This window comes from Ectothiorhodospira magna (assembly GCF_900110965.1).
Lineage (GTDB): Bacteria > Pseudomonadota > Gammaproteobacteria > Ectothiorhodospirales > Ectothiorhodospiraceae > Ectothiorhodospira > Ectothiorhodospira magna.
Genome location: NZ_FOFO01000012.1, coordinates 52,505 through 72,874, shown reverse-complemented (window position 1 = coordinate 72,874; position 20,370 = coordinate 52,505). Strand labels below are relative to the sequence as shown.

Sequence of the window (20,370 nt, the reverse complement as noted above, 5' to 3'; positions counted from 1 at the left end):
TTTCAGCGCGGCGGCGGGGCTTCAGGGGGGGGTTGACGCAATGCCCGGAACCGGATCAGATCCTGTTCAAACCGGGCGGTCACCCTGTCCCGTTCCTGGCTGCGTTGTTCCAGATACTGTGCCTGTAGCCGAATCTGGCGACCCAGGGAGTCCAGTTGTTCTGTTGCCCCTTCCGGGGCCGGTTGGCCTGCGGCGATCTGGGGCTGGATGCGGGCTTCCAGTTGCCGAACCTGATCGTGCAGGTTGTCCAGCTTTTCCTGGGTGATGCTGATATTGGCGTCAATCAGGCTGATGCGGTCATCCCTGGCATGTAGCAGTTCCTGTTCCGAACCAAAGGATTGCAGCAAAATCCAATCCGCTCTGGCCTGTTCGGCCCGGGCCTGTGACAGGGCATCCTGACGGGCCTGCTCCGCCTGTTCTGCGGCGATTTCCTCTGCTGTTTTGGCCCGTTCCAGACGTTGAATCACCAAACCCCGGCGGTCGATGATCTCCCGGTCATAACGGGTGCTGTAGGGCGGGGGGACATCGCTGATATGGGTCTGACCCCGCTCATCCTCCCAGCGATAGACTTGCCCATTGGCCGGGCTGATGGCTGCGACGGCCAGTGCAGCCATCAGGATCGGGGTGATGGCGGTGGTCAAGGACATGCCGGACATGTGTCATCCCCTTAAAAATTTGGCGATTGCCGGCCTGTTTGGGTGTCTGGCCGGCTAAATGCCAAAAGCGTCTCGATAGGCCTGCACGGCAGCGCGATGCTGCGCCATGTCCGGCAGGTCTTCCAAAAAGACGATCAGGTCCGACAGGGACGCAATGGCGTGGACCTGCAGACCGTAATCCCGTTCCACCTCCTGGATGGCGGACAGTTCGCCGCGTCCCCGTTCTTGCCGATCCAGCGCGATCAGCACATCGGCGGGTTCCGCGCCGGCGGCCCGGATGATGTCCACGGATTCGCGGATGGCGGTGCCGGCGGTGATCACGTCATCCACGATCATGACACGACCGGACAAGGGCGCACCCACCAGGGTGCCCCCCTCGCCATGATCCTTGGCTTCTTTGCGATTGAAGCAAAAGGGGTAATCCCGATCATGGTCCCGGGCCAGGGTCATGGCCGTGGCGGCCACCAGGGGGATGCCCTTGTAGGCAGGGCCAAAGAGCATGTCCACCTGGGGGTTCGACTCCACCAGGGTACGGGCATAGAAGCCCCCCAGGTGGGCCAGATCCCGCCCGGTGTTGAACAGGCCGGCATTGAAGAAATAGGGACTGGTGCGGCCGGATTTGAGGGTGAAGGAACCAAAGCGAAGGACGCCGCGTTCCAGGCAGAACTGAAGAAACTGGGTGCGATAGGTGTTCATGGTCGGAAAATTACAACGTCCTGTGGGAGGGCACAAGCAGGGTGAGTGGCTCAGGGTTTGGCAACATGGCTGTTTTTAGCCGGTTCGCATTGCCGCAAGGTTTCATGTTAGCGTGAAAAAAGGCGGCGGAAGGTCTGCTTTCCGCTGAAATTCAATGATTCAGCCCACGAAGGGAGGTAATATGACCGAACAGAGTGCGTCTTCGGCCCGTTCCCCACGGATCCTGATGAACCCACCGGTGTTCATCACCTCTGCGGTCCTCACCCTGGCCTTCGTGCTGTTTGCCGCCATTTTCACCGAGACGGCAGGCACCGTCTTCAGTGCCGTGCAGGGCTGGATTTCCGACTCCGTTGGCTGGTTTTATGTGCTGGCGGTGGCCGGTTTCGTGGTTTTCATGATCGGGGTGGCGGTATCCAGCTACGGCAACATCAAGCTGGGTCCGGATCACAGTCAGCCCGATTACAGCTATGCCTCCTGGTTCGCCATGCTGTTTTCCGCCGGGATGGGTATCGGCCTCATGTTCTTCGGCGTGGCCGAGCCGGTGATGCACTACGTCAGTCCGCCGGTGGGCGACCCGGAAACCGTGGAGGCGGCGCGACAGTCCATGCGCATCACCTTCTTCCACTGGGGGGTTCATGCCTGGGCCATCTATGCGGTGGTGGCCCTGTCCCTGGCCTATTTTGCCTTCCGGCATAATCTGCCGCTGACCATCCGTTCCTCCCTGTATCCGCTGATCGGTGACCGCATCCACGGCGGCATCGGCCACACGGTGGACACCTTTGCCGTGCTGGGCACCATCTTCGGGGTTGCCACTTCCCTGGGGTTTGGCGTCATTCAGATCAACTCGGGTCTGAACTATCTGTTCGACATTCCCAATGCCGTGTCGGTACAGGTCATCCTGATTGTGGTCATCACCGCCATTGCCACCCTGTCCGTGGGCCTGGGACTGGATGGGGGCATCCGCCGGATCTCGGTGTTGAACATGATTCTGGCGGTGGGCTTGCTGGCCTTCGTGCTGGTGGCCGGTCCCACCGTCTATCTGTTGCAGACCCTGGTGCAGAACACCGGCAATTATGTCTCCAACCTGTTCGCCATGACCTTCAATCTGTACGCCTACGAGCCCACCTCGTGGATCGGCGGCTGGACCCTGTTCTACTGGGGCTGGTGGATTGCCTGGGCGCCCTTCGTGGGCATGTTCATCGCACGGGTCTCCCGGGGGCGCACCATCCGTGAATTCACCTTTGGCGTGTTGCTGGTGCCGGTGGGCTTCACCATCATGTGGATGACCTTCTTTGGCAACACCGCCCTGCACATGATCATGGTGCAGGGTATCACCGAGTTGTCGGACGCGGTGGCGGCGGACACCTCGGTGGCCCTGTTCCAGTTCTTCGAGCATCTGCCCCTGTCCTCCATCATGGCTCTGGTGGCGACCTTGCTGGTGGTGACCTTCTTTGTCACATCCTCCGACTCCGGTTCCCTGGTGGTGGACATCCTCACCTCCGGCGGCAAGGAGGAATCCCCCACCTGGCAGCGCATTTTCTGGGCCGTGATCGAGGGGATCGTGGCGGCGGCCCTGCTCATCGCCGGCGGCCTGGCGGCCCTGCAGACCGCCACCATTGCCAGTGCGCTACCGTTCACCATCATCATGTGCTTCATGTGCTGGGGACTGCTCAGGGCCTTGCGCATCGATACCATGAAGCGGATCAGTCTGCGGGAGGCCAGGGTTTCGCCCATTGGCCCTCATTCTCCCCTGACCTGGCAGTCCCGGTTGCGGGCCATCGTGCATCAGCCCCGTCGCAACGAGGTGCTGCGCTATATCCAGGAGGCGGTGAAGCCGGCTCTGGAAGCGGTGGCCGAAGAGTTGCGCAAGCAGAATCTGGACGCCCAGACCGGGCTGGGGGAAGACGGGCGCTGCTGGGTGGAGGTTCGCCATGGGGATGAGATCGATTTCTTTTATTCCGTGCGGCCCCGGGCCTATGAACCGCCCACCTTCGTCATGCGGGACACCCGCGCCCAGCGGGCCGAGGCCCTCAAGTACTACCATGCGGAAGTGCATCTGAGCGAGGGCGGCCAGGACTACGACGTCATGGGCTGGAGCAAGGACGCCATCATCAATGACGTGCTGGAGCATTACGAGCGTCACATGCATTTCCTCAGCGCGGTGCGCTGATCCCATGATGGGGCCGTGGGTCCAACCGATCCCGGCCCCTTTTCTTTTGCAGTGGGGGTGATGTCCAGCGCCAGACACTGACACCGATCCGCCCCCGGGCGAACGAAGACAGGACAAGTAGCCTTGCAGCAACCCAAGATTGCAGTCAAAAACCTCACCAAGGTCTTCGGCGATCCGCCGCACCTGGCCTTGAAACTCATGGAGGAGGGACACGACCGTAAGGAAATCCAGCAACGTACCGGACTGACCCTGGGTATTGCCGATGTCAGCTTTGATGTGGCGCAAGGGGAGATCCTGGTGGTGATGGGGTTGAGTGGTTGCGGCAAATCCACCCTGATTCGCTGCCTTAACCGGCTGATCGAGCCGACGGCGGGACAGGTGTTGATTGATGGAGAAGACATCACCGAACTGAGCAACAAGGCCCTGCTGTCGCTGCGGCGGCGCAAGTTCGGCATGGTGTTCCAGAATTTCGCCCTGTTTCCCCATCGCACCATCCTGCAGAACACCGCCTTCGGGCTGGAGATCTGTGGCATGGGCCAGGATGAGCGGGAACAGCGGGCTATCCAGGCCCTGCAGTTGGTGGGGCTGGAGGGATGGGAGCAGGCTTTTCCATCCCAACTCTCCGGGGGGATGCAGCAACGGGTGGGTCTGGCCCGGGCGCTGGCCGTGGATCCGGACATCCTGCTCATGGACGAAGCCTTCAGCGCGTTGGACCCGCTGATCCGCCGGGATATGCAGCAGGAGCTGATCAATCTGCAGGCCAGGGTGAAAAAGACCATTGTGTTCATCACCCATGATCTGGACGAGGCCCTCCGCCTTGGGGACCGCATCGTACTGATGAAGGATGGCCGGGTGGTTCAGATCGGCACCGCGGAGGACATTCTCAGTTCCCCGGCCAGCCGCTATGTGGAGCGTTTCGTCGAGGATGTGGACAAGACCCAGATCCTCACCGCTGGCGGGATCATGCGTGATGCCAGGGTGTTGGCCCTGCCCACGGACGGCCCTCGCACTGCCCTGCACAAAATGGAAAAGGAGAGCTTCTACAGCCTGTTTGTGGTCCAGCAGGACGGTACCCTGGAGGGCTATGTGTGGGCAGATGATGTGGGCAGGGCGATTGAGCAGGGGGATCGGCAGATTGCTCCCCATGTCCAGCGGGATCATCAGACGGTGGCCCCGGAGGAGCCGGTCAGCACCCTGATTGCCATGCTGGCGGACAGCCGCATTCCAGTGGCGGTGGTGGACGAGGCCGGGCGCCTGCTGGGCACCATCGTCAAGAGCAACGTGCTGGCGGCTCTGGCGGCCGGTCAATCGGACCAGACGACCACGGCAACCACCGTCCCCGCCTTGGACAAAACCAGTGAAGACGCCCATGAGTCATGATTTTCCTTTTTTCGGCAAGTTTCCCCTGGCGGATTACATCGACGATGGCCTGGACTGGCTGACCGACACCTTTTCCGGTCTGACCCGGGCCATCAGTAACGTGCTGGGCGACGGTGTGGACGGTGTGGTGTTGCTGTTGACCTTTCCGCCTCCCTGGCTAGTGATTCTGATCTTTGCCGGCGTTGCCTGGTTGGCGGCGGGGCGGCGGGTGGCCATCGGCACCGCGGCCGGTCTGCTGTTTTTATGGAATCTGCAACTCTGGCAGGCCACCATCGAGACCCTCACCCTGGTGCTGTTCGCCACGGCGGTGGCGGTGGCCATTGCCTTGCCCATCGGCATTCTGGGCGGACTCTCGGAGCGTTTCCACCGGGCCACCATGCCGGTGCTCGACTTCATGCAGACCATGCCGGCCTTCGTCTATCTGATCCCGGCGATTCCCTTCTTCGGTCTGGGCCAGGTATCGGCCATGTTTGCCACCGTGATCTTTTCCATGCCGCCGGCCATCCGTCTCACCATCCTGGGCATCCGTCAGGTGCCCAGGGAACTGGTGGAGGCCGCGGATGCCTTTGGTGCCAGCCGGCGGCAGAAGCTGTTCAAGGTGCAGCTGCCGCTGGCGGTGCCCACCATCATGGCGGGCATCAACCAGACCATCATGCTGGCCCTGTCCATGGTGGTGATCGCTGCCATGATCGGTGCTGGTGGTCTGGGCGGGGAAGTCTGGCGGGCGATTCAGCGCCTGCAGCCGGGCAATGGTTTTGAGGCGGGTATTGCCATCGTGATCCTGGCGATGATTCTGGACCGGGTGACCCAGCGCATTGGCCGCAAAAGCGGACCTTAGCCGGGGAGGGTGTTTCCGTGGAAGCGGGAATCTGCTGGGGGTTGGCACCTGGGCTCCCGCTTTCGCGGGAGTGACGACTGAGGGTATCGGGAGTGACGATTGGGAGTGGTTGGAAGTGACGGCAGGAGGCTTTTTGAGAACTTTCTGAATATCCATGCAACTCTTCGGAGGACAATTGATGACTTCAATGACAAGACCGGGAATCCCGGTGATCGCCAGTCTGATCCTGGCGGCAACCCTGGTATTTGCCCCTCTGTCGGCCCTGGCTGGCGATAAGGGACGAATCAATATCCCCTATGTGGAATGGGCCAGTGAAGTGGCCAGTACCAACGTGATCCGGGTGGTACTGGAAGAGGCCGGCTACAACGTGCGGCTGACATCCGTCAGTGCCGCAGCCATGTGGCAGTCCGTTGGCACCGGCGACCAGGATGCCTTCGTGGCCGCCTGGCTGCCCACCACCCATGAGCATTATCTGGACCGGGTCAGGGACCGGGTGGAAGACCTGGGACCCAATCTGGTGGGTACCCGCATCGGTCTGATGGTTCCGACCTATGTGGAGATCGACTCCATTGAAGACTTGAATGCCAACGCCCGCCGCTTTGACCGTCGCATCGTTGGCATCGAGCCCGGTGCCGGCCTGATGAGCCTCACCGAGCGGGTGATCGACGAATACGGCCTGAGACTGCGCCTGATCGAAGGTTCCGACGCCACCATGACCGGTGTGCTGGCCAGCGCCATCCGCAACAATGACTGGGTGGTGGTCACCGGCTGGACGCCCCATTGGAAGGAAAGCCGCTGGGAGCTGAAGTATCTGGAAGATCCCAAGGGGATCTACGGCGGCGAGGAATACATTCACACCATCGTCCGTGCCGGTCTGAAGGATGACATGCCCGAGGCCTACGCCATCCTCAATAACTTCAACTGGACCCCCGCCCACATGGCCGAGTTGATGATGATGAACGAGGAGGGGGGCGATCCCTACGAGAACGCCAAGCGCTGGGTGGAACAGAACCGGGATCTGGTGGACACCTGGTTGCCCTGAGTGTTTCGGGTGGCGGGTTGCCGGAGTATTTCCGGCGCCCAGCCCCCGGCTCATCAAGCAATCTTACCGATGTATCTGATTGGGAAACTGAATGATGAACAGAAAGACCCTGATGGCCTCATCCGTTGCCGCGGCCCTGGCTGTGCCTGCTGCGGTACAGGCCGATGTACTCAACATCGACTTTTATGGTTCTGCCCGGGTTCAGGTGGAATCCGTGCGTCCCGACAACCGGGATCAGTTGGATACCTATACCGGAGTGCGGGATGCCTATTCCCGCATCGGTTTCACCGCCAGCTACCCCCTGCTGCAGGGATTGAACCTGATCGGTCAGCTGGAACTGCCCCTGGATATTGCCAACAAGGCGGTGCAAGACCCCTGGGATCAGGATCAGGACATCCGTGTGGCCCAGATCGGCATCCAGGGGGATATGGGCACCCTGGTGTACGGGCAGATGTGGTTGCCCTACTACAATGCCATCGCCTATCCGGTGGATATGTTCAGCACCTACTACAGCGGTTTTGCCACCTACACCGCCTTCCGCCGGGGTGACACCATCGGCTATTACAGCCCGGACATGCACGGCCTGTCCTTTGCTTTTGCCTGGAGCGAGGATCACGGTGCCGACGGGGATAATCGGGTTCAGCTCACCGGCAGCTATGCCTTTGGCGATACCACCTTGTCCATCGGCATGGATGATCTCAATGGCGACGATAACATGCGTATCGTGGGGGTTTCCGCTGCCCACACCATGGGCAACCTCTACCTGGGCGCCAAGGTGGAGCGATTCTACAGCGACATCGATGATGATGCGGCCTATGGCAACGATGGCGACATGGCCATGAATGTCTATGCCGGCTATACCCTGGGCAAGAACACCTTCAAGCTGATGGTGGCCGAGGTGGACAACTACGGCGAGACCATTGTTCATGTGGGCATGGATCATCAGTTCAATCCTGCCCTGAAGCTCTTTGCCGAGTATTACTACGAGCAGGAAACAGCAGCGATCACGCAGAAACGGGGCGGCATGAACGAGACTGCCTGGGCGGCAAGCGGCGGCGAGGTGTTTGCCGTTGGCATGCGTTTCGACTTCTGATTGACCCTATCGTCGGCGGGCCGGCGCCCCAGGGGGAGCGGCCCGCCACTGTCTGGCCGTGCTTTTGCGCCGCAATACCTTTACCCCGCTGCCTCCCTTTCACTATCCTGTGCGCAACACCACCACAAGCCCTCGGGGCAAGCATCCAACATGGCCCACATTCTCGGTATCGGCGTCGCCACCCTGGACATCATCAATATTGTTGACCACTACCCGGCAGAGGACGAGGAAATTCGTGCCCGTGAGCAGTGGGTCTGTCCCGGTGGGAATACTGCCAACAGCTTGTACGTCCTGAAACAACTCGGTCACCAGTGCGATCTGGCCACGGTCATTGCCGATGATTCCGATGGAGAGCAGCTCATGACCCTGCTGGCCAAACGGGGCATCCATGTGGACACCTGTCGCCGTCGTAGCGGGCGTACCCCTTGTTCCTACATCACCCTCAACGGGGCCACCGGTTCCCGCACCATCATCCATTACCGCAATCTGCCGGAACTGGATGCCCCCCATGTGGCTACCCTCAATCTGGAAAAATACCAGTGGGTGCACGTGCAGGCCCGGGATACCCATACCACCAGTCGCATGCTCCAGGCCCTGCGCAGCCAGCAAAAATCCCATCAGCCCATTTCCCTGGAAGTGGAAAAGGATCGGGATGGGGTGGATCTGCTGTTTGGACAACCGGATGTGATCATTTTCTCCCGACCCTTTGTTCAGGGGCGGGGATTTGACGACCCGGAACCCTTCCTGCGCGGTATACACAAACGGGTGCCCGGTGCCATTCTGGTTTGCACCTGGGGCGAGGAAGGGTCCTGGGCCTGGGCCAGCCGGGAAGGGCTGTTTCATGCCCCCGCCTGGCATCCTCCCAGAGTGGTGGATACCCTGGGGGCTGGAGATGTGTACAACGCCGGCCTGATCCATGCCCTGGCCATGGGCAGCACAGTCCCCGAAGCCTTGTCCATGGCCACCCAGCTGGCCGGTTACAAGGTAGGACGGCAGGGGCTGGATGGACTGGATACGGCCCTGGAAGTGCCTGACGAGGCGGATTGAGCCTCGCCCCGCGCTATACTGGCCAGCCTTCCCCCATCCGTCCCGGCTCCCGATCATGCAATATCAGGCAAACTATGACGTTATCGTCGTGGGTGGCGGCCACGCCGGCACCGAGGCCGCCCTGGCGGCGGCCCGCATGGGCTGCAAAACCCTGCTGTTGACCCATAACATCGACACCATCGGCCAGATGAGCTGCAATCCCGCCATCGGCGGCATCGGCAAGGGCCATCTGGTCAAGGAGATCGACGCCCTGGGCGGCCTCATGGCCCAGGCCGCCGATCTGGGGGGCATTCAGTTTCGCACCCTCAACAGCCGCAAGGGGCCTGCGGTGCGCGCCACCCGCGCCCAGGCGGACCGTGCCCGCTATAAGGCTGCCGTGCGCCGGGCAGTGGAAAATCAGCCGGGCCTGTCCCTGTTCCAGCAGGCGGTGGATGATCTGATCGTGGCGGGGGATCGGGTCACCGGGGTCGTCACCCAGGCCGGTCTGCGCTTTGATGCGCCCTGCGTGGTGTTGACCGTAGGCACCTTTCTCGGCGGCCTTATCCATGTGGGCGAGGCCAACTACGCCGGTGGCCGGGCCGGTGATCCGCCGGCCATCCGTCTGGCCCAGCGGTTGCGGGAGCTGCCCTTGCGGGTTGGGCGTCTGAAGACCGGTACACCGCCCCGTATCGATGCCCGCAGCATTGATTATTCCCATCTGACCGAGCAGCCTGGGGATACCCCGGTGCCGGTGTTCTCCTTCCTGGGGCAGCCTTCCGACCATCCGCCCCAGGTGAGCTGTCACATCACCTGGACCACCCCCCGCACTCTGGAGGTGATCCGCGCCAACCTGCACCGATCTCCCATGTACAGCGGCGTGATCGAAGGGGTGGGGCCGCGCTACTGCCCCTCCATCGAGGACAAGGTGGTGCGCTTTGCCGACAAGGAACGCCATCAGATTTTCATCGAGCCGGAAGGACTCGACACCCATGAGGTGTACCCCAACGGCATCTCCACCAGTTTGCCCTTTGACGTACAGGTGGCGCTGGTGCGTTCCATCGAAGGGTTCCAGCAGGCCCATATCACCCGTCCTGGTTACGCCATCGAATACGACTTCTTCGACCCCCGGGACCTGCGCCCCAGTCTGGAAACCCGCCCATTGCAGGGCCTGTTCTTCGCCGGTCAGATCAACGGTACCACCGGCTATGAGGAAGCCGCGGCCCAGGGGCTGGTGGCAGGGATCAATGCCGCCCTGCGGGTTCAGGAGAAGGCCCCCTGGTATCCCCGCCGGGAAACCGCCTACATGGGGGTGATGATTGATGATCTCATCACCCAGGGCACCCAGGAGCCTTACCGTATGTTCACCAGTCGAGCCGAGTATCGGCTCACCCTGCGGGAAGACAATGCCGATCTGCGTCTCACCCCCGTGGGCCGCGATCTGGGGGTGGTGGATGATATGCGCTGGGCCGCTTTTGAGCGTAAGCGGGAGGCCATCGCCCGGGAATCCCGACGGCTGGAAACCACGGTACTGCATCCTGGGGATCTGCTGCCAGAGGATAGCCAGCGCCTGTTTGGCAATCCCCTGAGCCGGGAATATCCCCTGATGGACCTGTTGCGTCGGCCCGGAGTGACCTATGCCCACCTGATGTCCCTGCCCGGTGCCGGGCCGGCCATCACCGATGATCAGGTGGCGGAACAGGTAGAAATTCAGGCCAAGTACGCCGGCTATATCCAGCGCCAGAAGGACGAGGTGGACCGGACCCGACGCCTGGAAGATACGGCATTGCCCGATGATCTGGACTACGGCGCCGTCAGCGGCTTGTCCCACGAGGTGCGCCAGAAACTGGCCGATCACCGCCCCCATACCGTCGGTCAGGCTTCCCGCATTCCCGGCGTGACCCCCGCTGCTGTTTCCCTGTTGCTGGTGCACCTGAAAAAGCAGGCCCGGAGCCTGAAACGCAGTGCCTGATTCGCGGATTATCCACACCATGTCCCATGCCCTGCCCCCTGCTGCCAATGAATTGCTGCGCGATGGCCTGACTGCCTTGTCTCTGCCCCCAGGTCTGGCGCCCCCCCTGGCCCGGTACCTGTGCCTGATGGAGCGCTGGAATCGGGCCTATAACCTCACTGCAGTCAGGGATTTTGAGGCCATGGTCCAGCGGCATCTGCTGGACAGTCTGGCGGTCCTGCCCTGGGTGCGGGGGCCGCGCATCGCGGATATCGGCACCGGTCCTGGTCTGCCGGGGATTCCTCTGGCCCTGGCCCGACCGGATTGGCAACTGGTATTGCTGGACTCCGGCGGCAAGAAAACCCGGTTTCTGCGTCAGGCGGTCATGGCCCTGGAGATGGACAATGTGGTCGTGGTGCAGGATCGGGTGGAAAACTATCACCCCGACGAGGGCTTTGATACAGTCATCAGCCGTGCTTTTGCTGCTACAGCGGCCTTTACCCGTCTGGCCGGACATTTATGCGCCCCCGAAGGCCAATTGCTGGCCATGAAGGGCCGGGATACGGATGACGATCCTCAGGCTCTGCCCACAGGCTGGCGGGTGGTGGCCACTCATTCGCTTCAGGTACCGGGCCTTGCCGCTGCGCGGCACCTTGTCGAGATTAACAAGGATTAGCACCTATGGTCAGAATCATCGCTGTGGCCAATCAGAAGGGTGGGGTGGGCAAAACCACCACCAGTATCAATCTGTCCGCCTGTCTGGCCGCTGCCCGCTACCGGGTGCTGCTGATTGACCTGGATCCCCAGGGCAATGCCACCACGGGCAGCGGTGCTGATAAACATGCCCTGGTTCAGGGCGCCTGTGAGGTGCTGATGAAGCGGGTTGATGCCGGACAGGCCATCATGGGGCTGACGCCGGTGGGATATGACCTGATGCCCGCCAATGGCGACCTGACGGTGGCGGAGGTCAGTCTGATGACCGCCCTGCGCCGGGAGTATCGGTTGCAGGAGGCACTGGCCCCCATTCATGATCAGTATGACTTTATTCTCATTGACTGTCCTCCTGCCCTGAACATGCTGACAGTCAATGCCCTGGTGGCCGCCCAGGGGGTGATCATCCCCATGCAGTGTGAATATTATGCCCTGGAGGGGCTATCGGCGCTGGTGCAGACCATCGAGAGTATCCGCGAGTCGGTCAATCGTGACCTGCATATTCATGGCGTGCTGCGTACCATGTTCGATCCACGCAATAATTTGACCAACGATGTGTCCGCCCAACTGATCCATCACTTTGGCGACAAGGTCTATCACACCGTCATTCCCCGCAATATCCGTCTGGCCGAGGCCCCCAGTCACGGCCTGCCGGTGATGGACTATGACAGATCCTCCCGTGGCGCCCAGGCTTATCTGGCCCTGGCGGAGGAAATGCTCCGCCGTGAAGGGCGCCGGGGGGCGTCGGATCAGGCGGGTGGAACAGTATCCGTATCTGGAGAGCAGTGATTCATGGCAAAACGAAAGACAGGGCTGGGTCGAGGGCTGGATGTCCTGCTCAGCGCCGGCGCCAGGGACGACCGGGAAGACCCGCAAGCCCTTGCTGCCGATGATGGGCTGTATCACATTCCAGTGGACCAGATCGAACGGGGTCGCTATCAGCCGCGGGTGAACATGGACCCCGACGCCCTGGCGGCCCTGGCAGATTCCATTCGTGCCCAGGGTGTGATGCAGCCGGTGCTGGTGCGGCCAGTGGCGGGCGGTTACGAGTTGGTGGCCGGTGAACGCCGCTGGCGGGCGGCACAGATAGCCGGTCTGCAGGTGATCCCGGCTCTGGTGCGAGAGGTGCCGGACCCGTCGGCGGCAGCCATGGCCTTGATTGAAAATATCCAGCGGGAGGATCTCAACCCCCTGGAGGAAGCCAATGCCCTGCAACGGTTGATTCATGAATTTGGCATGACCCATCAGCAGGCGGCTGAAGCCGTGGGGCGTTCCCGTACCAGTGTCACCAACCTGCTGCGCCTGCTGGAACTGGAAGCGCCGGTCAAGGCATTGGTGGATGAAGGGCGCCTCAACATGGGCCATGCCCGGGCGCTGCTGACCCTGGTGGAGGACCAACAGGTGACGGCAGCGCGTCAGGTGGTGGACCAGGATCTGTCAGTACGGGCCACCGAACGGCTGGTGCAGTCGGTACAGCAGACTCCCCGCCGGGAGGCGCCGCCGCCCCGCAATCCGGATGTGGCCCGTTTGGAAACGGAATTGTCCGATCGATTGGGGGCGCGGGTGAACATCCATTACAACACCAAAGGCAAGGGGCGGCTGGTGATTCAGTACAATAGCCTGGACGAACTGGACGGCATTCTTGGGCATATTCGCTGAAGAGACGGTCACTTTAATTGGCCATCAATGGTCAATGATGCGTTGACCCCTCGGTCATGGCCTTTTATAATCCGCCGCTGCCGTCGACCTTGGATGACGGGCCGGCGCCGGAAACCACGGGTGAACTTCATTATCAGCAACACGTCAGACAATCTGTTTGCCCGGAGCGACCATGATTAACCGGACCGCAGGACTGGTCCTTGGTCTGCAATTGGCGGTGGCGGTGGCTGGATGGCTGATTGCCTTCGGGCTGGCCGGACCACAGGCCGCTTGGTCCGCGTTGACGGGGGGCATGATCAGTGTGCTGTCCACAGCTTATTTTGCCCTGCGTGTCTTTTCCGGCCGAAGGGGAAAACCGGCGAAGGTCATCGTGAAAAGTTTTTATGTCGGCGAGGCACAAAAAATCCTCCTGACCGTCATCCTGTTTGTGGTTGCAATCGTGTGGCTGAAAGTGGATTTCCTGCCCATGTTCCTGACTTACATGGCCGGTTTCATGGCTTTCTGGCTGGCGCTGCTGCCGATGCTGTCCGGTGCAAACGAGTAAAAGCGAGCGAACACCATGTCATTGGAATACGAGTCTGCTGGGGATTACATCAAGCACCATCTGGGTCACCTGACGTTGGGTAATCCCGACACGTTCTGGGCGATCCACGTGGATACCATGTTCTTCTCCCTGCTCGCGGGCGGGGTGTTCCTGTTTCTGTTCATGCAGGTGGCCAAGAGCGTCACCACCGGCGTCCCCGGCGGTCTGCAGAACTTTGTCGAGATCATCGTCGGCTTCGTGGACCAGCAGGTGAAGGATACCTTCCACGGCCGTTCCGATCTGATCGCCCCGCTGGCGCTGACCCTGTTCGTGTGGATATTCCTCATGAGCATCGTCAAGCTGCTGCCCTACGATCTGTTCCCCTACATTGCGCACCTGATCGGTCTCGACTACATGCGCATCAACCCCACGTCGGACATCAACGCCACCTTCGGCATGTCCATCGCGGTGTTCTTCCTGATCATTTTCTACAGCATCAAGATCAAGGGTGGTGCCGGTTTCGCCAAGGAGATGATGTTCCATCCCTTCGGCAAGTGGCTGCTGCCCTTCAACCTGGTCCTCAAGGTGGTCGAAGAGGTTGCCAAGCCCGTCTCCCTGTCCCTGCGACTGTTCGGGAACATGTACGCCGGCGGCCTGATCTTCAGCCTGATCGCCCTGTTGCCCTGGTACATCCAGTGGACCCTGGGGCTGTCTTGGTCCCTGTTCAAACTGCTGATCATCACCCTGCAGGCCTTCATCTTCATGGTGCTGACCATCGTCTATCTGAGCATGGCCCACGAAGACCACTGATGAATGACGTCTTCCCGGCCGGTGCATCACCGGCCGGGGTTCATTCAAACCAAGTTGTTCTTGCATTGTTTTGACCTTTCACATTTGGAGGAAGTTATGGAACTCGCACTTGCTGTCGCTAACGTTCAGGGTATGACCGCCATCGCTGTTGGCCTGATCCTGGGTATGGGTGCTCTGGGTACCGCCATCGGCTTCGGTCTGCTGGGTGGTCGTTTCCTGGAAGGCGCAGCCCGTCAGCCGGAAATGGTGCCGATGCTGCAGGTCAAGATGTTCATCGTGGCCGGTCTGCTCGACGCCGTGACCATGATCGGTGTGGGTCTGGCCCTGTTCTTCACCTTTGCGAATCCCTTCCTGGGTGCGGTGACCGGTTAAGGCACGGATTTTTTCCGCGCATGCCATCCGTTAAACCGTCTCAAGGGGAGGTAGCAACGTGAATATCAATCTCACGCTGCTCGGCCAGATGATCACCTTCGCCATGTTGGTGTGGGTCACAATGAAGTATGTGTGGCCCCCCATCATCAAGGCGATGCAGGAGCGTCAGAAGCAGATTGCCGATGGCCTCGCCGCTGCCGAGCGTGGCAAGCATGAGCAGCAGCTTGCCGAGGAAAGAGCCAAGAAGGTTCTTCAGGAGGCCAAGCAGCAGGCCGCAGACATCGTCGCCATGGCCCAGAAGCGGGCCAACGAGATCGTGGAGTCCGCCAAGGACACCGCCCGCCAGGAAGGCGATCGCATCAAGGTGGCGGCCCAGTCCGAGATCGACCAGGAGGTCATTCGTGCCCGTGAAGAACTGCGCAAGCAGGTGGGTACCCTGGCCATCTCCGGCGCTGAACGCATCCTGAAGAAGGAAATCGACGCCAAGGCCCACAATCAGGTGATCAAAGACCTGGTGAGCCAGATCTAGGTGAGCCGCCATGTCTGAAAACACGACGGCCGCAAGGCCCTATGCCAAGGCGGTGTTCGAGGTTGCGCGGGATGCCGGCAAGCTGGCCGGCTGGTCCGACCAGCTGGCCTTCATGTCGGCGGTCGCCCACGACCCGAACATGCGCGCCTTACTCGACAGCCCCAAACTCACCCGCGAGACGATCGCCAAGGCCTTTCTTGATGTGTGCAAGGGCAAGGTGGATGACAGCGGCCAGAACTTTATCCGCCTGCTGGCGGAAAATGGCCGGCTGGCGCTGCTGCCGGAGATTACCGCCCTGTTTGAGGTGATGCGTGCCGCCGCCGAAAACAAGGTGGAAGCCACCGTAATTTCCGCCCAGGCGGTGGACGCAGAACAGCAAAAGTCCATCGCCGCTGCCCTGAAAAAGCGGCTCGGCAAGGAAGTGGAGCTGGTCTGCGAAGTGGACGACAGCCTCATCGGCGGCGCCATCATCCGCGCGGGAGATCTGGTCATCGATGGCTCAGTCCGTGGGCGCTTGACGCGCCTGGCCTCCAATCTGAGCCGCTAAGAGGATTCGAAATATGCAACTCAACCCGTCTGAAATCAGTGAACTGATCAGCCAGCGCATCAAGAGCTACGAGTCCGCGGCGGAAGCACGCACCGAGGGCACCGTGGTCAGCCTGTCCGATGGTATCGTCCGCCTGCACGGTCTGGCCGATGTCATGCAGGGTGAAATGATCGAGTTCCCCGGCAACACCTTCGGCATGGCCCTGAACCTGGAGCGGGACTCCGTGGGCGCCGTGGTGCTGGGTGACTACAAGCACATCAAGGAAGGTGACACCGCCCGTTGTACTGGCCGTATTCTGGAAGTCCCGGTGGGCGAGGCCCTGCTGGGTCGCGTGGTGAACTCCCTGGGCCTGGCCATCGACGGCAAGGGCGCCATCGAGACCCCTCACAGCTCTCCCATTGAAAAGATTGCCCCTGGCGTGATCGACCGTAAATCCGTGGACCAGCCGGTGCAGACCGGTCTGAAGGCCATCGACGCCATGGTGCCCATTGGTCGGGGTCAGCGTGAGCTGATCATCGGCGACCGCCAGACTGGCAAGACCGCCGTGGCCGTCGACGCGATCATCAACCAGAAGGGTACCGGCATCAAGTGTATCTACGTGGCAGTGGGCCAGAAGGCCTCCTCCATTGCCAACGTGGTGCGCAAGCTGGAAGAGCATGGCGCGATGGATCACACCATCATCGTCGCCGCCACCGCCTCCGACTCCGCCGCCATGCAGTACATCGCCCCCTACGCCGGTTGCGCCATGGGCGAGTACTTCCGTGACCGCGGTGAAGACGCCCTGATCATTTACGACGACCTCACCAAGCAGGCCTGGGCCTACCGTCAGGTCTCCCTGCTGCTGCGCCGTCCGCCGGGCCGTGAAGCCTATCCGGGTGACGTCTTCTACCTGCACTCCCGTCTGCTGGAGCGTGCCTCCCGCGTCAACGCCGAGTACGTGGAAGCCTTCACCAATGGCGAAGTGAAGGGCAAGACCGGCTCCCTGACCGCCCTGCCCATCATCGAAACCCAGGCGGGTGACGTGTCGGCCTTCGTGCCCACCAACGTGATCTCCATCACCGACGGTCAGATCTTCCTGGAAACCGACCTGTTCAACTCGGGTATCCGTCCGGCCATCAACGCCGGTCTGTCCGTGTCCCGTGTGGGTGGTGCAGCCCAGACCAAGATCATCAAGAAGCTGGGTGGTGGTGTGCGTCTGGCCCTGGCCCAGTATCGCGAGCTGGCTGCGTTCTCGCAGTTTGCCTCCGACCTGGACGAGGCCACCCGCAGACAGCTGGAGCGTGGCCAGCGGGTCATGGAACTCATGAAGCAGAAGCAGTATGCCCCGCTCTCCATTGCCGAGATGGGCTTCTCCCTGTATGCCGCCGAACAAGGCTACCTGGACGACGTGGACGTGAAGAAGGTGGTGGACTTTGAACACGCCCTGCACGACTACCTGCGCTCCAGCCAGGCGGAACTGCTCGCCAAGATCAATGAGAAGGGCGACTACAGCGATGAGATCCAGGCCGGCATGAAGGCTGCCCTGGAAGACTTCAAGGCAAACCACAGCTGGTAACCGGGAGCTGACTTATGGCAGGCGCAAAAGAGATCCGCGGCCAGATCAAGAGTATCAAGAATACTCAGAAGATCACCAAGGCCATGGAGATGGTGGCCGCCAGCAAGATGCGCAAGGCGCAGGACCGCATGCTGGCGACCCGCCCCTATGCCGACAAGATCCGTCAGGTAATGGGGCACGTGGCGATGGCCCATGCCGAATACCGGCACCCCTACCTGGAGGAACGCGAGGTCAAGCGGGTGGGTATCATCGTCGTCTCCACCGATCGCGGCCTGTGCGGCGGCTTGAACATCAACCTGTTCAAGAAGACCGTGCAGACCATGACCGAATGGCGCAATCAGGGCGCGGAGATCGAGTTGTGCCTGATCGGCAACAAGGCGCTCGGATTCTTCCGGCGCCTTGGTGGCGAAGTCGTGGCCAATGTGGGCAACCTGGGCGACCGGCCCCGGTTGAATGACCTCATCGGCACCGTCAAGGTCATGCTGAATCACTACGACGAAGGTCGTATCGATCGGCTGATCCTGATGGAAAACGAGTTCGTCAACACCATGAGCCAACAGCCCAAGGTCACCACCCTGCTGCCCATCGTGCCGACCGGCGAGCAGGCGCTCAAGCATCACTGGGATTACATCTACGAACCGGACACCGTGCCGGTACTGGATACGCTGCTGACCCGGTACATCGAGTCGGTGATCTATCAGGCGGTGGTCGAGAACGTTGCCTGTGAAATGGCTGCCCGCATGGTGGCCATGAAGTCCGCCACCGACAACGCCGGGGATCTCATCCATGAGCTGCAGCTGGTCTACAACAAGGCCCGCCAGGCAGCCATTACCCAAGAGATCTCCGAGATCGTCGGCGGCGCCGCAGCGGTCTGAGGCCGACCCCGGTTCAAGATTTGAGAGACTAGAGGATTATCAACATGAGTGCTGGAAACATCGTTGAAATTATCGGCGCGGTGGTGGACGTCGAGTTCCCCCGTGACGCCGTGCCCAAGGTCTACGATGCCCTCATGGTGGAGGAGGTCGGCCTGACCCTGGAAGTGCAGCAGCAGCTGGGTGACGGTATCGTGCGTACCATCGCCATGGGTTCTTCCGACGGCCTGCGCCGCGGCATCAAGGTGACCAACAGCGGCAAGCCCATCTCCGTACCCGTGGGCAAGGCCACCCTGGGCCGTATCATGGACGTGCTGGGCCAGCCGGTGGACAACGCCGGTGACGTCAAGGCCGATGAGCACTGGTCCATCCACCGGGCAGCCCCCAGCTACGAAGAGCAGGCAGGCTCCACCGAACTGCTGGAAACCGGCATCAAGGTGATCGACCTGCTGTGCCCCTTCGCCAAGGGCGGCAAGGTGGGCCTGTTCGGCGGCGCCGGCGTGGGCAAGACCGTGAACATGATGGAGCTGATCCGCAACATCGCCATCGAGCACTCCGGCTACTCCGTGTTCGCCGGTGTGGGTGAGCGTACCCGTGAAGGGAACGACTTCTACCACGAAATGAAAGACTCCAACGTGCTCGACAAGGTGGCCCTGGTGTATGGCCAGATGAACGAGCCGCCGGGCAACCGTCTGCGCGTGGCCCTGACCGGTCTGACCATGGCCGAATACTTCCGTGACGAAGGCCGTGACGTGCTGATGTTCATCGACAACATCTACCGTTACACCCTGGCCGGTACCGAGGTATCCGCACTGCTGGGCCGTATGCCTTCCGCCGTGGGTTACCAGCCGACCCTGGCCGAGGAAATGGGTGTGCTGCAGGAGCGCATCACCTCCACCAAGAAGGGTTCCATCACCTCCATCCAGGCCGTGTACGTGCCCGCGGACGACTTGACCGACCCCTCTCCGGCCACCACCTTTGCTCACTTGGACGCCACCGTGGTGTTGTCCCGTCAGATCGCCGAGCTGGGCATCTACCCGGCCGTGGACCCGCTGGACTCCACCAGCCGTCAGCTGGACCCGCTGGTCATCGGTCAGGAGCACTACGACACCGCCCGTGCCGTGCAGAACACCCTGCAGCGCTATAAGGAACTCAAGGACATCATCGCCATCCTGGGTATGGACGAACTGTCCGAAGAAGACAAGCTGGTGGTGGCTCGCGCACGTAAGATTCAGCGCTTCCTGTCCCAGCCCTTCTTCGTGGCTGAAGTGTTCACCGGCGCACCGGGCAAATACGTGTCCCTCAAGGACACCATTCACGGCTTCCAGGCCATCGTCAACGGCGAGTACGATCATCTCCCCGAGCAGGCCTTCTACATGGTGGGCAGCATCGAAGAGGCCGTCGAGAAGGCGGAGAAGCTCAACAAGTAAAATCGGGGGCACCCCATGGCTATGACGTTTCACGTCGATATTGTGAGCGCGGAGGAGTCCATCTACTCCGGTACGGCTCACATGCTGGTGGCGCCGGCAGAACAGGGCGAGGTGGGTATTTTGCCTCGTCACTCCCAGTTCGTGGCATTGCTCAAGCCCGGTGAAATCCGGGTCAGGGTGTCCGATTCCGGAGAAGAGCATCACATCTTCATCTCCGGTGGTCTGCTGGAAGTGCAGCCCCATGTGGTGACTGTACTGGCGGACACGGCGGTTCGTGCCAAGGATCTGGACGAGGCCGAGGCCCTGGAAGCCAAGCAGCGGGCGGAAGATGCCCTGGCCAACCGCAGGGCCGATTTCGACTATGCCAAGGCACAGTCGGAGTTGATCGAGGCCGCGGCGCGCCTGCGCATGATCCAGAAGTTGCGCAAGAACACCAACCAGTAAGCACTATCCAGGAAACCCACGGCCATGCCATCGGCATGGCCGTGTTTTCGTTTGCGCGCATAACCCAAG

Annotated in this window: 21 protein-coding genes; 19 read left to right on the top strand and 2 right to left on the bottom strand. The window is 61.3% G+C overall.

From position 1 onward, the window contains the following. Positions 1-2 precede the first annotated feature (2 nt). Together BMX62_RS06405 and pyrE are read right to left on the bottom strand one after the other, a co-directional pair. The gene (locus BMX62_RS06405) at positions 3-647 is read right to left on the bottom strand and encodes a DUF4124 domain-containing protein (protein ID WP_238375884.1); all 645 of its coding nucleotides are present in this window, start codon (positions 645-647) and stop codon (positions 3-5) included. A 63-nt stretch (positions 648-710) separates the two neighbouring features. Continuing rightward, entirely contained in the window at positions 711-1,352 is a 642-nt protein-coding gene (gene pyrE, locus BMX62_RS06400; RefSeq protein ID WP_090206130.1) for an orotate phosphoribosyltransferase, read from the bottom strand. Positions 1,353-1,533: 181 nt separating this feature from the next. On the opposite strand from pyrE, the gene BMX62_RS06395 reads away from it, so the two are divergent. From BMX62_RS06395 to BMX62_RS06305, 19 genes are all read left to right on the top strand, one after another. Beyond that, on the top strand, positions 1,534-3,522 hold the full coding sequence (locus BMX62_RS06395; protein ID WP_090206127.1) for a BCCT family transporter: 1,989 nt from the start codon (positions 1,534-1,536) through the stop codon (positions 3,520-3,522). Between the two features lie 198 nt (positions 3,523-3,720). Beyond that, on the top strand, positions 3,721-4,902 hold the full coding sequence (locus BMX62_RS06390; protein ID WP_238375888.1) for a quaternary amine ABC transporter ATP-binding protein: 1,182 nt from the start codon (positions 3,721-3,723) through the stop codon (positions 4,900-4,902). Then, positions 4,892-5,740, top strand: coding sequence for an ABC transporter permease (locus tag BMX62_RS06385; protein ID WP_090206122.1), 849 nt, complete (start codon positions 4,892-4,894; stop codon positions 5,738-5,740). The genes BMX62_RS06390 and BMX62_RS06385 overlap by 11 nt, the downstream gene beginning before the upstream one ends. A gap of 187 nt (positions 5,741-5,927) precedes the next feature. Further along, positions 5,928-6,782, top strand: coding sequence for a glycine betaine ABC transporter substrate-binding protein (locus BMX62_RS06380; RefSeq protein ID WP_420795810.1), 855 nt, complete (start codon positions 5,928-5,930; stop codon positions 6,780-6,782). A gap of 94 nt (positions 6,783-6,876) precedes the next feature. Beyond that, positions 6,877-7,875, top strand: a complete 999-nt coding sequence (locus BMX62_RS06375; protein WP_090206174.1) for a porin — start codon at positions 6,877-6,879, stop codon at positions 7,873-7,875. Between the two features lie 150 nt (positions 7,876-8,025). Then, a complete protein-coding gene (locus tag BMX62_RS06370) occupies positions 8,026-8,922 on the top strand; it encodes a PfkB family carbohydrate kinase (RefSeq protein ID WP_090206119.1) in 897 nt (298 codons plus the stop codon). 55 nt (positions 8,923-8,977) lie between these two features. Beyond that, positions 8,978-10,870, top strand: coding sequence for a tRNA uridine-5-carboxymethylaminomethyl(34) synthesis enzyme MnmG (gene mnmG, locus BMX62_RS06365; protein WP_090206117.1), 1,893 nt, complete (start codon positions 8,978-8,980; stop codon positions 10,868-10,870). 19 nt (positions 10,871-10,889) lie between these two features. Then, positions 10,890-11,525, top strand: a complete 636-nt coding sequence (gene rsmG / locus BMX62_RS06360) for a 16S rRNA (guanine(527)-N(7))-methyltransferase RsmG (RefSeq protein ID WP_090206114.1) — start codon at positions 10,890-10,892, stop codon at positions 11,523-11,525. 5 nt (positions 11,526-11,530) lie between these two features. Beyond that, positions 11,531-12,349 (top strand): ParA family protein, encoded by an 819-nt coding sequence (locus BMX62_RS06355; RefSeq protein ID WP_090206111.1) that lies wholly within the window; start codon positions 11,531-11,533, stop codon positions 12,347-12,349. 3 nt (positions 12,350-12,352) lie between these two features. Next, entirely contained in the window at positions 12,353-13,219 is an 867-nt protein-coding gene (locus BMX62_RS06350) for a ParB/RepB/Spo0J family partition protein (protein ID WP_090206108.1), read from the top strand. Between the two features lie 172 nt (positions 13,220-13,391). Continuing rightward, positions 13,392-13,763, top strand: a complete 372-nt coding sequence (locus BMX62_RS06345) for an ATP synthase subunit I (RefSeq protein ID WP_238375883.1) — start codon at positions 13,392-13,394, stop codon at positions 13,761-13,763. Positions 13,764-13,778: 15 nt separating this feature from the next. Then, complete coding sequence (gene atpB, locus BMX62_RS06340) at positions 13,779-14,552, top strand: F0F1 ATP synthase subunit A (RefSeq protein ID WP_090206105.1); 774 nt, start codon at positions 13,779-13,781, stop codon at positions 14,550-14,552. Positions 14,553-14,648: 96 nt separating this feature from the next. Beyond that, positions 14,649-14,924: a F0F1 ATP synthase subunit C gene (atpE, locus tag BMX62_RS06335; RefSeq protein WP_008932344.1), complete on the top strand. Its 276-nt coding sequence runs from the start codon at positions 14,649-14,651 to the stop codon at positions 14,922-14,924. Positions 14,925-14,982: 58 nt separating this feature from the next. Further along, on the top strand, positions 14,983-15,453 hold the full coding sequence (locus tag BMX62_RS06330) for a F0F1 ATP synthase subunit B (RefSeq protein WP_090206102.1): 471 nt from the start codon (positions 14,983-14,985) through the stop codon (positions 15,451-15,453). Positions 15,454-15,463: 10 nt separating this feature from the next. After that, positions 15,464-16,000 carry a F0F1 ATP synthase subunit delta gene (locus tag BMX62_RS06325; RefSeq protein WP_090206099.1) on the top strand — a complete coding sequence of 179 codons (537 nt, stop codon included), beginning with the start codon at positions 15,464-15,466 and terminating at the stop codon, positions 15,998-16,000. A 13-nt stretch (positions 16,001-16,013) separates the two neighbouring features. Continuing rightward, a complete protein-coding gene (atpA, locus tag BMX62_RS06320; protein ID WP_090206094.1) occupies positions 16,014-17,555 on the top strand; it encodes a F0F1 ATP synthase subunit alpha in 1,542 nt (513 codons plus the stop codon). A gap of 14 nt (positions 17,556-17,569) precedes the next feature. Beyond that, entirely contained in the window at positions 17,570-18,430 is an 861-nt protein-coding gene (gene atpG / locus BMX62_RS06315; RefSeq protein WP_090206091.1) for a F0F1 ATP synthase subunit gamma, read from the top strand. A gap of 44 nt (positions 18,431-18,474) precedes the next feature. Further along, positions 18,475-19,857, top strand: a complete 1,383-nt coding sequence (atpD, locus tag BMX62_RS06310; RefSeq protein ID WP_090206088.1) for a F0F1 ATP synthase subunit beta — start codon at positions 18,475-18,477, stop codon at positions 19,855-19,857. A gap of 15 nt (positions 19,858-19,872) precedes the next feature. Beyond that, positions 19,873-20,301 (top strand): F0F1 ATP synthase subunit epsilon, encoded by a 429-nt coding sequence (locus BMX62_RS06305; RefSeq protein ID WP_090206084.1) that lies wholly within the window; start codon positions 19,873-19,875, stop codon positions 20,299-20,301. Positions 20,302-20,370: the final 69 nt, after the last annotated feature.

Excerpts from the sequence above, each read along its gene's own strand:
- mnmG (WP_090206117.1), top strand. The coding sequence starts at position 8,978 with ATGCAATATCAGGCAAACTATGACGTTATCGTCGTGGGTGGCGGCCAC.
- BMX62_RS06375 (WP_090206174.1), top strand. The coding sequence starts at position 6,877 with ATGAACAGAAAGACCCTGATGGCCTCATCCGTTGCCGCGGCCCTGGCT.
- BMX62_RS06380 (WP_420795810.1), top strand. The coding sequence starts at position 5,928 with ATGACAAGACCGGGAATCCCGGTGATCGCCAGTCTGATCCTGGCGGCA.
- BMX62_RS06345 (WP_238375883.1), top strand. The coding sequence starts at position 13,392 with ATGATTAACCGGACCGCAGGACTGGTCCTTGGTCTGCAATTGGCGGTG.
- atpD (WP_090206088.1), top strand. The coding sequence starts at position 18,475 with ATGAGTGCTGGAAACATCGTTGAAATTATCGGCGCGGTGGTGGACGTC.
- pyrE (WP_090206130.1), bottom strand. The coding sequence starts at position 1,352 with ATGAACACCTATCGCACCCAGTTTCTTCAGTTCTGCCTGGAACGCGGC.
- BMX62_RS06395 (WP_090206127.1), top strand. The coding sequence starts at position 1,534 with ATGACCGAACAGAGTGCGTCTTCGGCCCGTTCCCCACGGATCCTGATG.
- BMX62_RS06370 (WP_090206119.1), top strand. The coding sequence starts at position 8,026 with ATGGCCCACATTCTCGGTATCGGCGTCGCCACCCTGGACATCATCAAT.
- BMX62_RS06390 (WP_238375888.1), top strand. The coding sequence starts at position 3,721 with ATGGAGGAGGGACACGACCGTAAGGAAATCCAGCAACGTACCGGACTG.
- BMX62_RS06385 (WP_090206122.1), top strand. The coding sequence starts at position 4,892 with ATGAGTCATGATTTTCCTTTTTTCGGCAAGTTTCCCCTGGCGGATTAC.
- atpG (WP_090206091.1), top strand. The coding sequence starts at position 17,570 with ATGGCAGGCGCAAAAGAGATCCGCGGCCAGATCAAGAGTATCAAGAAT.
- BMX62_RS06325 (WP_090206099.1), top strand. The coding sequence starts at position 15,464 with ATGTCTGAAAACACGACGGCCGCAAGGCCCTATGCCAAGGCGGTGTTC.
- rsmG (WP_090206114.1), top strand. The coding sequence starts at position 10,890 with ATGTCCCATGCCCTGCCCCCTGCTGCCAATGAATTGCTGCGCGATGGC.
- atpE (WP_008932344.1), top strand. The coding sequence starts at position 14,649 with ATGGAACTCGCACTTGCTGTCGCTAACGTTCAGGGTATGACCGCCATC.
- atpB (WP_090206105.1), top strand. The coding sequence starts at position 13,779 with ATGTCATTGGAATACGAGTCTGCTGGGGATTACATCAAGCACCATCTG.
- BMX62_RS06350 (WP_090206108.1), top strand. The coding sequence starts at position 12,353 with ATGGCAAAACGAAAGACAGGGCTGGGTCGAGGGCTGGATGTCCTGCTC.
- BMX62_RS06305 (WP_090206084.1), top strand. The coding sequence starts at position 19,873 with ATGGCTATGACGTTTCACGTCGATATTGTGAGCGCGGAGGAGTCCATC.
- atpA (WP_090206094.1), top strand. The coding sequence starts at position 16,014 with ATGCAACTCAACCCGTCTGAAATCAGTGAACTGATCAGCCAGCGCATC.
- BMX62_RS06355 (WP_090206111.1), top strand. The coding sequence starts at position 11,531 with ATGGTCAGAATCATCGCTGTGGCCAATCAGAAGGGTGGGGTGGGCAAA.
- BMX62_RS06405 (WP_238375884.1), bottom strand. The coding sequence starts at position 647 with ATGTCCTTGACCACCGCCATCACCCCGATCCTGATGGCTGCACTGGCC.